This is a genomic window from Sulfurovum sp. AR (assembly GCF_000296775.1).
Classification (GTDB): Bacteria; Campylobacterota; Campylobacteria; order Campylobacterales; family Sulfurovaceae; genus Sulfurovum; species Sulfurovum xiamenensis.
Map to the genome: position 1 here is coordinate 96,991 of NZ_AJLE01000007.1, position 15,824 is coordinate 112,814.

A 15,824-nucleotide genomic window follows, 5' to 3' on the forward strand; every position below is an offset into this window, starting at 1 on the left:
AAACAACTTGGAAACATTTTGGTTACAGAATGTAATCAATGAGAAAAATATCGCTTTCTTTTTGTCTCTTTGAGTAACTTTAGATCTGTAATGATAAAGCCATCTATACAATGGTTAAAATCTTTATCATATCCAAAATCCAAGAACTGTACACCACCCTCTTCACAAAGCTCAGAGTACTGTTTAAACAATGTAGGTACAGTATATCCCATAAACCCTAACTCTTCCTTGAGTGTTCTCATATCCGCTCTGTAATCCATGCCTGTAAATATAGTTTCACAATGTTCCTGCACCCATTGTGATTGAATATAAGGTACTTTATGTTTTGCCAGATTCTCGCTTGAACTAAAATACTTTTGATAAAAATAGATGATCATTCCCTGGGCCTTTTGATTAAATGCATTACTTAAACTCACCGCACCAAAAAGGTACTCTATATCAGGACGACTTTTTATATACGCCCCTATACCCTGCCAAAGATAGTCTAATGCCCTGGAGTTCCAGTATTTTGGCTGTACAAAACTTCTTCCAAGTTCTACACCTTTTTCCAAATAGGGTTCAAACTTCCGATCAAATTTAAATAGTGTACTGGTATAAAGCCCTTCCATGTCAAAATCATGAATGATCTCTTTACATATCCCCAGGCGATAGGCACCTGCGATCTCCAGTGCTTCATCATCCCATATGATCAAATGCTTGTAGTAAAAATCATAGCCGTCTATGTCACGTTTTTTACCGCTTCCTTCCCCTACATGACGAAAACTGATCTCACGTAATCTTCCTATCTCTTTAATGACACAGTTCTCTCTTTCGGATTCATAGATGATAATACTTTTACCATCCATTGTTTTACCTAAAGGTATACCATTTTTAAGTTCTGCTTTCAGTTCACTTCGTGCTTCTGGCACAGATATCTCATTATAGGTTGCAAATATCGGTTTGTGATTTTTTGATACTTTATAGAAGTGTTTTCTTAAAAGCTTCACTGTCTCTTTTCGTGAGATATTTGGTACATTATAGGCATCAAAAGGGATCGTTTTCCCTATAGTAAATTCGATATTTTTCCCTTTTGCTTTAAACATCTCATGTGGCAAGGTTGCCGTTGCCAAAGAACGATTCAACATGGAAAGTAGATAAAAATTGTTAGAATTCTTCGCTCTGATGTAAATAGGAAGGATAGGTGCCTGCATCTTGGACGCTATCTTTAAAAACCCGCTTTTCCATGGTGTGTCTTTGATCCCATTGGGCTTTGCTCGGCTTACTTCTCCCGAAGGGAATATAATCACTGCCTGTTCTGCTTTCAATGCATCATATATATTTTTAACAGTCTCTTTATCCATTTTCCCATTGATATTGTCTACAGGGATAAGAATATCTTTGAGGTTATCAAACTGAGACAAAAAAGAGTTTGCAACGATCTTGATATCTTTTCGTACATTTTTAAGTAAATGCAGCAATGCCATAGCATCCAGCGCACCCAAAGGATGGTTGGCTATGATCACAGTACGTCCATAGGCAGGGATACGCGTCAGTTCATTGGTCTTCAAACCGATAGAGATGTCAAAATAATCAATGATCGCTTCTACATAAGAAAAAGTATCCTTGTGTCTATTCTCTGATATAAAAGTATTGATCTCATTTTCATGAAACAATTTTTTCATACCGCTGAACAGTACCTTTTTTGCTATATTTGGAAAAGTCTCAATTTCAGGGTAATGGTGTACCATATAATTTTCTACACTGATCTGCATTAGGCTATCCTATACGCATGATTGATCGCATCAACAAGATGACTGTGTACAGCTTTCACCTTCGTATGTGCATGAAAAAGTGCTTCAACCAGCTCCCACTCTTCATAGATAGTACTTATAGCCTCTTCTTCATCTATCGAAAAAGTTTTTGCAACCCTTTTAGAAAGTTTTGCTATATGTTCATCCGATATTAAGATTTCATCTTTCATAGATATCTCCATTAAACTTATATAATACAATAAGATAAAGTGATAACATATTTATAACAAGAGCATCTCCATAGGGAAGTATTTGAAGGTCATACTAATAAAATAATGGGAAGGACATAAACTGTCTCGCTAGTCTAGCTGGGAAGAGATGCTCTTGTATATAGTAAAATAAAATGGTTTCATTTTAGTAACATATACGTGGAGAATCTATCACTTACTTATGAGAATTAGGTATTATTGAAACTTATATCCTATCCCTCTTACAGGAATGATATACTCTTTATCTTCATGGGGATCGATCTTTTTCTTCAAACGGTTGATCGTCACATTGACAGTACGTTTTTGGATATCTTCATTCTCATTCCATATGTTCTGAATCAGATATTCTCTTCCAAGGGCTTTATTTTTATTTTTGATGAACAGGCTAAGGAGTTCAAACTCCAACTTAGTCAGTTCTATCTCCTGACTGTCTATATATGTCTTACGCGTATTAAAATCCATGATAATGTCTCTAGCTGTTAACCTCTCATGCTCTATCGCATTGGTACGTCTAAGGATCGCTTTGACACGATAGAGCAGTTCTTTCATGTTAAAGGGTTTTCGTAAGTAATCATCTCCCCCGCGTAAGAACCCCTCTTCTATCTCCTCATCTTTATCTTTTGCAGAGATGAACATTACAGGTGTTGTTACCCCTTTATCTCGAAGATAACTCACAAATTCGCTTCCTTCCACCCGGGGAAGTGTACGGTCTACAAGCATCAGATCTATATTCTCTTGTTCCAGTATAGACTCTACACCTTTGGTAGAAGTAGATCCGATGACCTTATACCCCTCTTTGAGAAGATGAAACGTTTCTAATTCAAGTAAATCTTCATTGTCTTCAATACTTAAAATTGTTGCCGTAGGATCGATTGCTTTTACCATGAACAAACCTTTTTGATCTCTATTTATCTTCATATGTCGTCCAAGTACATATTATTCATGAAAGCATAGTATAAAAAAGTGGTTTCATTTTGGTAACATTTTCTAGAGGAATCAATCCATGTATCTGGTTATCAATCTGTTATCCATTGCCTCTACAATTTTATATGCATTTTATAAAAAAGAATTACGAATTACTCCTTGCGTCTATGATATTTGTAGGGATAATAGGTACACACTACCCATTTTACAAAGCGATTATCTTGATGCTGGAATTTATTGTTATTATAGAAGTGGTAAAAATGATTTCGGAATTCATAAAAAAGAAAAGATTACGCATGAGGTATGTGATTGATGTATTTATTATCTTTTTGACACGAGATGTGATCATATTGACAACACATCCAAACAAAGACCACAAAGAGATACTCTTTTTACTTTTGGTGATCTTTGTCTTTTTTCTCTTTAGAATTTTATCCGTACAGTTTTCACCTGCACACTCCAAAAGGAAAAAAGCACAGACAAAATTTTAGAGTAATTTATATCCAACACCCCACACAGGAGCAAAATACTCTTTCACTCCTTCTGGATCGATCTTCTTTTTGAGTCTGTTCATTGCTACATTGATGGTTTTATCATGAAAGTTTGCACTGTCATCACCCCAAACTTCATCACGTAAAAAATCTCTGTCCAAAGGCTGATTTGGATTCTTGACAAAGGTATGGAGCAGTTTAAATTCCAAGTTGGTCAACTCTATGCGCTGATCCTCTATGAAAAGTTCACGTTTCTGCAGATCCAATATGAGGTCTCTGTATTTCACTTTATCCCCAGATGTAGCACCACTACGCTTCAATAGTGCGGCTATTCTTAAAAGGAGTTCTTTACTGCTAAAAGGCTTGGTCATATAGTCATCACCACCGGAATTGAAACCTTCTTCCAAGTCACTCTCTTTGTCTCTCGCGGTCAGGAACAACACTGGGATATCATATCCAAGGTCGCGTATTTTTGAGACAAATTCACTGCCTTCTACACCAGGAAGGTTTCGATCGACGATCATAAGAGAAGGATTTTCCTCCTCTAAGAACTGCTCTACATTTTCAGTAGAGAGGAACCCTGTAACCGTGTATCCTTCTTTTTCAAGATGATACTCAAGAAGTTCTAAAATATCTGGTTCGTCTTCAATGACGATGATTTCTATATCTCTGTTTTGCATGTTATAGCATAGTATATCTTGATAACAATTTGATTACAAAAAAGCGAGAAAAAGAGGGGTTTTTAGGAGGATAACGCAGGTATTTCTACCCACGTCAAAATGATACATACTTTGTGTAAAAGCTGATACTGTACAGCAAATTTTTCTTAGCTCGCTACACCTTTAAGTATGAAGAAAATAATAGCAGAAAGCCCTGCTGCTGCCGGTACAGTTATGACCCATGCCGCTACGATCTTTTTCACCATACCACGCTTCACATAATTTTCACGCAATGCTCGTTTAAGGCTTTTTACTTTTTTCTTTTGCACTTTCACCGCTTCAATTAATTCGACTTGTCTTTTATAATCCCCTGCCGCTTTCAGTTCTGCAAGTTCTGCTTTCAGTGCATTGTGCTGTTCTACTTCTGTATGAAGTTTCTCTTGCTTGACACTCATATCTTTACTGTCAAGCCACTCTCTAAGAAAACCTACACCAAATACTGCACCTACTGCAATATGCGTTGAAGATACAGGAAGTCCAAGCTGAGAAGCGATAACCACTGTGATCGCCGCAGCCATCATAATAGAAAAGGCTCTCATTTGATCAAGTTCAGTGATCTCAGATCCTACCGTTCTGATGAGTCTTGGTCCAAAAAGTGCAAGACCTACAGAGATACCCACACCACCGACAACCATCACCCATAAAGGGATTGCTGCTTTTTCAGAAACCGCAAGTGTAGTCAGTGCATCATTGACTGCAGCCAAAGGACCTACAGCATTGGCAACGTCATTTGCACCATGTGCAAAACTCAAAAGTGCCGCTGCAAAAATAAGAGGAATGGTAAAAAGCATATTGACCGCTTCTCTGGTGTTCTCCAGACCAACCACTTTTTTTGCTACGCGAGGCTTAACGATCAAGAATGTGATCACCCCTCCGATCACACCTAAAATCAATGCCACAGAAAAAGGTGGTTTCTTGGTTTGAGGCAAGAAACTCAACAATTCTGTAATCGTTCCCCAGATATGTTTAAACCCTTTAAGTGTCAAATAGGTAACAAAGGCTGCCGACATGATCGCAACAAGGGCAGGTACCACCCTTTTAGCTGCAGTTAATCTATCTTCCTTATAAATGATCTGTGATTTGATCACATAGAGGAAAATAGCTGCGATCACTCCACCAAGTACAGGTGAGATCACCCATGAAGCAGCGATCTTACCCATGGTTCCCCAAGACACGATAGCAAACCCACCTGCAGCGATACCACCTCCAAGAACACCACCCACGATAGAGTGTGTGGTTGAAACCGGTGCCTTAAGCCATGTTGCAAGATTCAGCCATAGTGCTGCGGCAAGTAATGCCGCTGACATACCATAGACAAAAAGCATAGGGTCATTTCCAAAGGCATCTGGAGAGATGATCCCTTTTTTAATGGTCCCCACGACATCTCCACCTGCGATCAGTGCACCACCTGCTTCAAAAATAGAAGCGATAAAAACAGCCCCACCTATGGTCAAGGCACCAGAACCAACCGCTGGTCCTACGTTATTGGCAACATCATTGGCACCGATATTCATCGCCATATAGGCACCAAATACAGCTGCCAGTACTAAAAAGCCTCCATGTGTTACTTGTCCCATGACGCTATTTGCATAAAATGCTACGGCTACAGCAAAGCCCGCACCCAGCATCATCTTTAATGTATTGTTCATCTACATTCCTTCATTTATGTATTAATCGTGGAAGTATAGTAGAAAAGTATTACAATTTTGTTACCAAAATGTAACCAAATGAATGTGAATAAAAAATGGAGGTTAAAGGAGTCAAGATGGGCAGATGCCCATCTTTAGGAGTTTACATGATATTTTGGACTAGAATGTAATAATCGCGTCTAACTGTACACGCTCATAATCCACATCTCCTGTTGACTTTGAACCATCTTTACTATCATAGAGTGTATTAAAGAAGAAAGTACCAGCAAGATATGTGTTTTTGCCAAATTTATATTTTGTTCTAATAGCATGACCTTTAGCAGCCGTACCACCACCGAAGTTATCTGAGTCAGAGTGTGCACCAAGTACCGCATCTTCTTGGATATCAGTATAAGAATATTTTAACTGCCAGTCACCAACTTCTTTAGCCTTACCGAGTTGAAATGCCAAATCGTATCCAAAGTTATTATCATCTGCAGCTGTGTTATATGCTACACCGGCAGCGATTGCAAATGGTTTGCCAAGTACATCTTTGAACTTGAGTTCTCCAAATCCTTCTACGATATGATAGTCATTTGCAAACACACCATTTACTAAAGTGTTACCCATACCTGTACCTTTATTATCACTATAAAGAGGTGTATTCCCTTTAACACCATCATAATAGTAGATACCAGCACCTAGATTCAATGTTGCGCTCTCTAACTTTGTTTTTTGTACATATTGTGCTAAGAAAAGGTTAACCGTATCTTTAGCAACAATATTTTCCGCATACGTTGGCTGGTTAATACCTGCAGTGATAATCTTTGTATCATCTTGGTACTGATAGTTAATACCATCTAATGAAAGATCGTTATCCCAAACAAGTTGTGATTTAATAGGTCTATACATCATATATGGTGATCTACCTACTTTCCAAATAGAGTTACCAGTTGTATAATCAAGCGCTAAAGCATTGAATCTAAGCGACTGAAAAAAGTAGTCTGCCAGACCTTCAGTAGGCTTATTCGCCTCAGCAAAAGTTTGGTTACCTGAAGTTGGGTTACCAAAACCACTTCTCATACCAACTTCAAATTGAAGATGATCTGTAATATCAATATGTGCGCCTAGTCTTAAACGATATCGACCAAGATAAGTATTTTTTTCACTACCATCAGTATAGTCATTCTCTTTACTCTCATATCTTAGTCTTAAGTCACCTTTAAAGTGAACTCTATCCATAAAGCTTTTTTCAGCTACTTGAGTTGCATCTTTCACTTCTTCTATTCGTTCAATTGGATGACTAATGTCAGATTCAGCCATTGCTACTGTTGCCATAGTCGCCACTGCGACTGTTGAAAGTAGGATTTTTTTCATTTTGTTTGTTCCTTGTTTTATGAATTGCGGAAGTATAAAACAAATTGGTTACAAATTGATTACTGTATGGTTACAAGAGTGAAACCCTTTAGAACTTAGTTGATATTTTCATATCCAATGTTACCAAGAGGGGTGCGATCCTTTTTGCTGATTCCAATTTATTTTCTTTATAAAGAAAGATCGCTGCTATGACTCCTTGCATTACTTGAGAACAAGTGTTTAGTGCCTATTTAGTACTTATAAGATGCTTCAAATGAAAAAGTTCTTCCTGTTTTATATTTGTCTGTAATAAAATTATCTCTTGCAAAGTCCTGTGAAGTACCTTCATCCTTTAATAAAGACCCCCCATATCTGTACCAAATAGTCTCTTCATCAAGTAAATTTCCAAACTTTAATTTAAGATCAATTCCATTAGAGAATTTTTCTTTCCAAACTAAATCAAGTACTTGAGGTGGTATTTCATATGTGTCGGGTATACCTTTCGTCACATCTGTTGTAGGTACATCTTTATATCCTATTTTCCTGATCCTCTCACCCATCTTATTATAGGCCATAACGACAGATCGGTCTTCTGTCTCATACTCAAATGCCAAATTGAGTATATGTGGCGACAACCCTTGGAGTTGACGATTATTTGTTGTAAATTTTAATGCCTGTTCCTCTGTTAAAGTCACTTCTGAATCCAAGTAAGTATAATTCCCGGATAAATAAAAGTTTGAAAGTTTATCCGTTAGAAATCCAAGTCCAGTTCTTCCATCAAGTTCAACTCCATAGATTGTAGCTTTATCACTGTTGATAAATGTATAGACTGAAACATCATCACTCGCTGATTTTATTTCTGCATCTTCTATAGGATTTTTCATTTCCTTGTAAAACCCGCCCAGTTTCACAAAACTACTGTCACCGAAATAACGACTATACTTCAAATCGAAATTAGAAATCATTGTAGGTACAAGTTCAGGATTTCCCTTGATATCAATTCTTTTTTCGGTTGGAGCAACAATAATCGCATCAGCAAACTCTACCAAATCTGGCATAACATATGTTTTTGATACTGCAAAATCAATATGATTGTCTTTATTATACTTATATCTCAAAGAAAAACTTGGGAAATATTTCTCTAGGTCAATCGTATCTAAGGTATTATTTGACGGGTTCAAAGGGTCTATGGTACTAGTAGTTTGCGTAATATCTGCATACCTGACACCTGCGATCATTTCCAGTTGTTCATAAGGATTCATAAAAAATTTGGTATAAACATTTTTCTGGTCTACTGATGCTTTGATGTTTGCACTGTTGTTAAGTGGTGACTCTTCAAATGTCATCACACTCCCGTACTCATCAATAAGTGCTTGAATGTCACCAATATAATCTCCGTTACTATCTCTCTCATAATCACTGATTTCACTTCTTTCAATAAACCTACCTGGCGAACTTGTAAAATCACGTGTTTTTTTCATTTTGCTGAGACCTATTTCAAAGTAATCTTCTTCGCTAAAGAAAGAAGTGTCAAATCTATTTTTTATATAATAGGTATCTATCACATCTTCAGAGCTTTCATCTCGACTATTTAAATTTGGTACACCTGAAGGTAAACGTCTTCCCGTAGTACACTGAGGTGTTCCCCTCAAATGTTCAGGACAATCTTCAAAGATATACTCCATTGTATTAGGGTTACTAAACATGGAAGTAGCCCTCTGTGCACCAAAGTTCAATTTTGATGCCAAGTCAAACATTTTATAATCAAATTCTCCATTGAGCTGATCTACATCCAATGTTTTCTCGATCCAGCGTAAAGTATAGGTATAGGTCGTAAGATCCGAACCACTAATATCATCAATCGTTCTTAGAGATACACTATCTTCTCCACTATGTGTATAGAGTTTTGTATAGTTTAAATGAAATACATCCAAATAGTTATACCCTATATCAAAAACTCCACCATGACTATAAGTGGAACGTGAGGATTCTGTCGTAGTCGTGTTTAACTGCTTCACATAATAAGGACCATATATCGCTGAAGGAGGACTTGTAGTAAAGTCTATTCCTAATACATCCCTCGACATATCAACAGTGAACTGCTCCAATATATTCGCTATATGTTTTTGTTCATATTTATATGTCCCAAACAAGCTTATCTTATGGTCTTCATCTATCGTATAACTCTTGGCTGCTTCTATCTTCCCTCCAAAGTTTACTGGTAGTGATTGATAAGGAGTGGTAAAATCTCGTTTAAAATACGCTTGTGTAAACTCACTCTCTGATAGAGCAGAAGATGGCCGTGCCCAATAACCATCATCATATCCAGTCCAGTCATTAGAACTTCCATTTTGTGAGATCACATTATCTCCTGTGTAACTATTTCCTCCCATACCTAAAGTGATTTTGATAAAGTCATCTGTTACACTCTGTTTAGTACGTATGTTGATGTAGCCACCACCAAAAGCAGCTGGGATATCTGCTTCACCACTCTTTTGTATCTTCATTGCACCAATGACACTTGAAGGAAAAATATCTAAAGGAACCAATCTTTTTAAAGGGTTGGGGCTGGGTAGAGGCATAGAGTTCATTTCAATATTACCATACCTGTCTCCTAAACCCCTAACATATACATTCCCACCTACCAATGTAATACCTGAAGCACGCTTAAGTGCTGCAGCAGCAGAGCTATCTCCTTTCTTAGAAAATGCTTCGGCACCGATAATGTTAGCTATAGAGTTTGTATTTTTTTCTTCTGCTATAGTACTGGCAATACTACCTTCTATCTTTGGAGCAAGGACGACAAACTCTTCTAGCTCCATACTTGCTGGAGTTAACTTCACTGTTTTTGAAGTGGTCCCGTCTTTTTTAACCACTATCCCTCCGATCGTCTGTGCACTGTAGGCTGAATGCACTACGGAAATGCTTAACGTTTTACCTGATGGTACCTTAGCAGAAAAACGACCGTTATCATCTGTTCTTACGTCTACTGCTGTACCTCTTACAAAGACTCTTGCACCTGCAATCGGGGTATTGCCTTCTGAAGAGAGAACCTGACCTCTAAGTATCCCCTCTCCTGTGGCTTTTTCTTCCTTTCTCTCGACAGATTTTGCTACAGCAACAGGAACATCGATATCGATGCTGTCTGCTCCAGTTTTAGAGAGTGCTGCTATGATCTCTGTATCTCTTCCTTCTTTGATAAGTACAGGTTTTTTAAAATAACCCAGATTTTCACCTGAAGTATTTTTACCAAAGATTTCGACCTGGTGTCTTCCTGCGATAAGCGGTATCTTTACTGCTCCATCCTCATCTGTCTTGAACACTTTTTTGCCATCAATCTTTATTTCATTATTAGGCAGGGGTTTCCCCTCACTGAAAAGCAACACTGAAAGCGTACCCTCTTTTAATTCACTGGCCATGACTACCAGTGGCAGTGTCATTAAAAGCAATAATTGCACTAATTTCTTCATCTATATACACTCCAGACTGTTACTTCTACATTTTTCAATATTCTTACGGATCACCGTTGCTTTAGAGAAGAGTTCATCATCTTCAATCTTTTTAAGATGTGCTTCTGCACTATCATAATCTTTTACCATATAGTATGCATATGCTAGTGCATAGCGCATATTGTCATTTTTCAAAAGACCATATCTATCCAAAGCATCGTTGAGTCCAATGATCTTCTCAAACTCACCTTTTCCTATATAGATCGCTACTTTCTGTTTGGTCTTTTCTTCTTTATCTGTCATCATTGAATTGAGATACAATGCATGTGCAAGTTCTCCGTTTCTTCTGTACATCTCTGCTGCTTCTTTAAGATAGTTCGAGTCATACAAAGAACCCTTCTCAAAAAGGTCAGCAGTGACATGAGGCATCTCTTTTTGGTTATAGTAATGTCCCAGTAGTATGTATACTTTTGCTGAAGACGGGAACTTTAGCTTTGCTTCTTCAAGTACTTTAATTGCCTCCTCTAACTCACCGCCACTTTGAAGCATCTGAGCTAAAGAGATATACTCCTGCGCATTTGCCGGGATTTTTTTCATATAGGCTTTCGCCGCAGCGATCGAAGCTTGATAAAGTTTTAACTCAGCAAAATAGTAAAACTTCTGTTTCAACAACGTTGCATCGTCAGGGAAAAGCTTTGCTCCTCTGCTCAGTGCATCGATCGCAGCACCTTTTTGATCAGCCTTCCAGTAACACTCTGCTCTAAGCGTAAACAGAGATGCACTGGCTCGCCCTTTTTCTCCTGCTGCATCTAGTGCATGCACGGCATTGATATACTCTTCTGCTTTATAATATGCCTGAGAAAGGTAGATGTTGATCTCTTCTATCTGATCTTTTCTTAGTTTTTCAGGATCAAACACCGGTTTTTTTACTACAGGCTCCTCTACTTTCTTTGTTGTAGAGAAAGCACTAAAGAGATACTCTCTTTTAGGCTTCTCTTCTACAGGTGGCGTATAAGACTTTTGTTGAGTTGCAACAATCGCTTTTTTAAATGCATTGATAGAGGCGTCATAGTTCTCATTTTTTAAGAAGATCAATCCTCTCATATTATGATATTTATCCCACTCGATCTTAGTATGGGAATCTTTTGCCATTTGTAACTCTTCAAGAGCTTTATCATACTTGCCATCATAGTACATGATGGTCGCGATCTCCATATGATTGATCGTCTGTTCATCAGACTCTTTTGCCTGGAGTGTAAGAACACAGAACAAAACCACTGATAGTGTCATTACTTTTTTCAACATTTTTTTACCTTAATTAAAATCAAAGCGGACTTTCTGCTTCGCCCACACTTTGACCGGGTTACCCTTATATTTTGCCGGAGTAAAGCGCCAGCTTCTTACACCTCTCAGTGCTGCTTGATCAAATACACCTGCCGGGCTTGAAGCGATCACTTTAGCCAGTTCAACACTTCCATCCTTTCCAATAAGCAGGTTCACCACAACATACCCTTTGATACGTTTTTTCGCTGCTGCAGGCGGATACTCCAGTGGCGCACGCGAAATAACCCTTGGCTTACTGTCAACGGTTCCTTCACTCATCGCTGCATCTGCTGCCATATCACCTAAAAGGCTACTACCGTCACCGATGATATCGCCTGTCGCAAATTCAGGAATGTTCATAGCGATCCCACCAAGCATCGCACCAAGGTTTGGCAGTGGCGCCTTTGGCTGTGCTTTTGGCTTCGGTTTTGGTTTTGGTTTTGGTTTCTCCATCTTTGGTGGCTGTTTTGCCATCTTCATATAACGCATAGGGTCTTTGACTTTTTTCTCTTTTTTCTCAACCTTTGCATTAAATGAAACAACAAGCAACATCATCAAAAGAGCACCGATTCCCATTGCCCATAAAGCAGAGGTTTTGGCACGATCTCTGTTAAACTTTGTAGTCGCCATAATAGATTATCCCATCTCTTTTGATGTAGATACAGCTACATCTTTTGCCCCTGACATACGACACTCATCTACTACATCGATCAATGTCTCTACAGGGATCGTATCGTCAGAGATGACCAACACTGACTTCTCAGTAGATGTACGTAACAGGTCTCTTAATTTACTCTGGATCGCCCATAACTGTACCGGTTGGTTGTCAATGTAAACCTGAGAAGTATTGTCAATATAGACACGTACTACTTTTGCATCTGACTTGCTGGCACTTGCTGCTGAAGGACGCTCAATGTCCAATTTCATATCTTTTACGAATGTAGTCGTTACCATAAAAAAGATCAATAGGATAAAAACCATATCGATCAATGGAGATACATCTACATTGTCTACTTCTTGTTTCTTTGGTCTAATTCTCATTCCCCGCCCTTCGTGGATATAATATCTGTGATCTGCTCAAATTCAAGCTCATATCGTTCTGCCTGCTTGTCAAGCACGCGTCCAACGATCAATCCAGGAACGGCAACTACCAATCCCAGTTCCGTGGTAAAAAGCGCTTTGGAGATACCACCGGAGATGCTGGCTCCCTGAGCAAACATTGAACTGCTTTGCAGTGCATCAAATGTCTCGATCATCCCCATCACTGTTCCAAGCAGACCTATCAGTGGTGCTAGCACAACGATCGTCTTGATCATGATCCTGTAACTGTTTACATCGCTATAGTATGGAAGCAAAACACCGCTAATGTGTTTTCTGACATTTGCCCCTATCGTTTTTGCTTCTTGTGCAGCATGCAGTGCATCAGCTACAGCATAGTCAAGCATGCCTCTCATAGCTTGAGTTTCGCCTCTTGTTTCATGTTTATTGATCAAACGGCGAACATTACCTTTGGTTCCCCTCTTAAGGATAAAATAACGATATCCCAACCCATACCAAAGGAAGAAGTTGAGTACAAAAAGCGCCCACATGACCACTCCTCCAGCATTCATAAGCTCGACAAATCTGCCGATTAACTCAAATGGTGAAAGCATCTTAGCCTCTATACTTCTCGTAAAGGTTTACTATGTGCAATGCTTTTTGCTCCATAGAGTCCTTAATACTCTGTGCCCAACCTGACAATAGGTTTCCGATCAACAGAAGCGGGATCGCTACTATAAGACCTTGCATCGTTGTCACAAGCGCTGCAGAGATACCGCCTGAAAGTAGTTTAGGATCCCCTGTACCAAACTCTGTGATCACTTCAAATGTTTCGATCATCCCTGTTACGGTACCCAAAAGTCCCATCAATGGTGCAACCGCTGCAATGACCAACACAAAGCTACCAAATTTATCGATCTGTGTACTTTCATTGAGGATATTTTCCATAATAACATCTTCAACATGCTCTCTGTTTTTATCGATATTTCTCAGTGTAGACTTAATGACTCTTGCTGTAGATCCTTCAAATCCTTTGATCGCATCTAGCGCTTCATCTTTTTTACCGCTCTCTACTTTTTCCACCACGATCTGCGTAATATCTTGCACATTCGTACTTGCTCTCATCAAGTTGATCACTCTTAATCCTAAAAGGACCAAACCAAAAAGACCAAGTGCAAAGATGATATACCCAATCACACCACCATCTTCCATGGTATCAGTAAATGTTTTCTCTGTCACATAATCTACCTCTTTATCAAGGTTTTCATAGACAAAAACATCGATCGACTCAGTCTTTTCTTTAGCGAACATTGCCTTGGCATCGTCAGATGAACCTACAGCATTCCAAAGTTTATAAGCACCATTTCCTGCTGGTGCCAGTGCACCGGCTGCTTCTTTAGCGATACCGTATGCAGCGATATTCCCTACTTTTACGATATACCCTTCAACTTTTTTTCCATCTGGAAGATAGAACTCACCTTTTTCATTTCTCAAAGAAGAAAGTTGGCTATAGAGTTTAATAGAGGTACCAAATGCCTGTTGTACCTTCTGAACATCTGTTGTTTTATTGTCATCTGAAACTTTTACACCGTACGGTTCAAGCGCCAAACGTGCCTGGTTGACCACATTACCGGTAAGCCCTCCATTGTCCTCTTTCTCTGCTAAAATCTTTGTAAGTTTTTCTAGTTTTTCACTACTTACTTTTGTCTTTGCAGATACTTCAAGCAGTTTTGCCTGAAGTGCTTCTACCTTCTCTTTAGACGCTTGAAGTTCATTTGTCTGCTGTACTTCCTCTGTTTCAAGTCTCTTTTCCAGTTCTGCTTTTTGTGCTTTAAGGAATGCATACTCTTTTTGATATGCTTTCTCAAGTTCACCTGCCTCTGCAGCTAACGAAAGCGATACGAATGTTACAAGTACAAAAAATAGTTTAGTCATAGATAATGCTTTCATTAGTTAGCTCCTCTAAGTAGTAGTGCATTCGGAAGTGTAAAGTATCCTGTACGGATCTGTTTTTGCAGTGCATCAAAAAGATCAATGATCTCATCACGCTCACTGCTATCTGTTGTTACGACATAGTTGTAGTCGTTACCCTCTTGTTTCACATACCCGACTCTATCATCCGGTGTTGCAAAGAACATCATCACTGAACCTACTTTAGCGATCTTAGCTATAGTCGCTTCCCCATCAAGTGTGATCTCCTGTTTAAACTGTCCGATCTCTTTGGTCAAACGAAGTGCATCATCATAACTTGCCCATGTCAATGCAAGTGCTTTCTCTTGTGAAATGTTTCCATTTTTAAGATCATCTTTGATCTGATGAAGTGCAGCTACTCTCTCTTCGACTTTGAAAGGGATACCAGACTTGATCTCTTTTTCAAGTGCTTCAAGTGCTTCATTCACAACAGGTTTAAGATCTACTGTCGCACTTCCCATCTCTTCAAGCTTTTTCTCTGTTTTTTCAATGTTTTGTTGTGTAAGTTTCAGTGAAGTATCTTGTCTATTGATCTGTGCTTCATTATCAGATATTTGAAGTGCATAAGATTTCATCTGAGATTTGTAGGTATCTTTGTTTTCATCTATCTTCGTATAGAGAGATTCTACATCTGCTCTCAGTTCCATGATAGACTTGACCATATCATCTTTTGCCATAAGCATTGGTGATAAAAGTGTACTCGATACTGCTGCCAAAAGTAGTATCTTCTTAGGGATAGTAACCATAATGTCTCCAAAATTATTAAAGTGAGCGAATGTTATCTCAATGCGGTAACAGATTGGTAACATCTGTGTAAAAGGTATGGAAGAAGTGTGGATTTTGTAGGATGCTAGACAGGTAGGATTTCTACTTGTCTAGTCTATGATAAAAATTATTTTGTATTACCAGTACCATTGTTGAACAAC

14 protein-coding genes are annotated in these 15,824 nt (G+C 38.6%); 1 reads left to right on the plus strand and 13 read right to left on the minus strand.

Going from position 1 to position 15,824, the window contains the following annotated elements:
• Nucleotides 1–35: 35 nt before the first annotated feature.
• From SULAR_RS07800 to SULAR_RS07810, 3 genes are all read right to left on the minus strand, one after another.
• Entirely contained in the window at nt 36–1,751 is a 1,716-nt protein-coding gene (locus SULAR_RS07800; RefSeq protein ID WP_008244761.1) for a lysophospholipid acyltransferase family protein, read from the minus strand.
• A complete protein-coding gene (locus SULAR_RS07805) occupies nt 1,751–1,960 on the minus strand; it encodes a hypothetical protein (RefSeq protein WP_008244765.1) in 210 nt (69 codons plus the stop codon). The genes SULAR_RS07800 and SULAR_RS07805 overlap by 1 nt, the downstream gene beginning before the upstream one ends.
• 234 nt (nt 1,961–2,194) lie before the next feature.
• On the minus strand, nt 2,195–2,884 hold the full coding sequence (locus tag SULAR_RS07810; protein ID WP_008244770.1) for a response regulator transcription factor: 690 nt from the start codon (nt 2,882–2,884) through the stop codon (nt 2,195–2,197).
• Between the two features lie 206 nt (nt 2,885–3,090).
• Between SULAR_RS07810 and SULAR_RS07815 the strand changes: the two genes are divergently transcribed.
• On the plus strand, nt 3,091–3,414 hold the full coding sequence (locus SULAR_RS07815) for a phosphate-starvation-inducible PsiE family protein (protein WP_008244774.1): 324 nt from the start codon (nt 3,091–3,093) through the stop codon (nt 3,412–3,414).
• Here SULAR_RS07815 and SULAR_RS07820 read toward each other — a convergent pair.
• The 10 genes from SULAR_RS07820 to SULAR_RS07865 form a co-directional block, all read right to left on the minus strand.
• On the minus strand, nt 3,411–4,094 hold the full coding sequence (locus SULAR_RS07820; RefSeq protein WP_008244775.1) for a response regulator transcription factor: 684 nt from the start codon (nt 4,092–4,094) through the stop codon (nt 3,411–3,413). The two genes, SULAR_RS07815 and SULAR_RS07820, sit on opposite strands and share 4 nt — an antisense overlap.
• 146 nt (nt 4,095–4,240) lie before the next feature.
• Nucleotides 4,241–5,782, minus strand: a complete 1,542-nt coding sequence (locus tag SULAR_RS07825) for an inorganic phosphate transporter (RefSeq protein WP_008244776.1) — start codon at nt 5,780–5,782, stop codon at nt 4,241–4,243.
• A gap of 159 nt (nt 5,783–5,941) precedes the next feature.
• Complete coding sequence (locus tag SULAR_RS07830; protein WP_008244777.1) at nt 5,942–7,138, minus strand: putative porin; 1,197 nt, start codon at nt 7,136–7,138, stop codon at nt 5,942–5,944.
• 230 nt (nt 7,139–7,368) lie between these two features.
• Complete coding sequence (locus SULAR_RS07835) at nt 7,369–10,587, minus strand: carboxypeptidase regulatory-like domain-containing protein (RefSeq protein ID WP_008244779.1); 3,219 nt, start codon at nt 10,585–10,587, stop codon at nt 7,369–7,371.
• On the minus strand, nt 10,588–11,871 hold the full coding sequence (locus SULAR_RS07840; protein ID WP_008244781.1) for a lipopolysaccharide assembly protein LapB: 1,284 nt from the start codon (nt 11,869–11,871) through the stop codon (nt 10,588–10,590). It lies immediately after the preceding gene.
• 9 nt (nt 11,872–11,880) lie between these two features.
• Nucleotides 11,881–12,519 (minus strand): energy transducer TonB, encoded by a 639-nt coding sequence (locus SULAR_RS07845; RefSeq protein ID WP_008244783.1) that lies wholly within the window; start codon nt 12,517–12,519, stop codon nt 11,881–11,883.
• Between the two features lie 6 nt (nt 12,520–12,525).
• Nucleotides 12,526–12,930: a biopolymer transporter ExbD gene (locus tag SULAR_RS07850; protein ID WP_008244785.1), complete on the minus strand. Its 405-nt coding sequence runs from the start codon at nt 12,928–12,930 to the stop codon at nt 12,526–12,528.
• Nucleotides 12,927–13,541, minus strand: a complete 615-nt coding sequence (locus SULAR_RS07855) for a MotA/TolQ/ExbB proton channel family protein (RefSeq protein ID WP_008244791.1) — start codon at nt 13,539–13,541, stop codon at nt 12,927–12,929. The genes SULAR_RS07850 and SULAR_RS07855 overlap by 4 nt, the downstream gene beginning before the upstream one ends.
• A 1-nt stretch (nt 13,542) precedes the next feature.
• Nucleotides 13,543–14,877 carry a MotA/TolQ/ExbB proton channel family protein gene (locus tag SULAR_RS11370; protein ID WP_008244793.1) on the minus strand — a complete coding sequence of 445 codons (1,335 nt, stop codon included), beginning with the start codon at nt 14,875–14,877 and terminating at the stop codon, nt 13,543–13,545.
• A complete protein-coding gene (locus SULAR_RS07865; protein ID WP_008244796.1) occupies nt 14,877–15,644 on the minus strand; it encodes a DUF3450 family protein in 768 nt (255 codons plus the stop codon). The genes SULAR_RS11370 and SULAR_RS07865 overlap by 1 nt, the downstream gene beginning before the upstream one ends.
• Between the last annotated feature and the right edge of the window lie 180 nt (nt 15,645–15,824).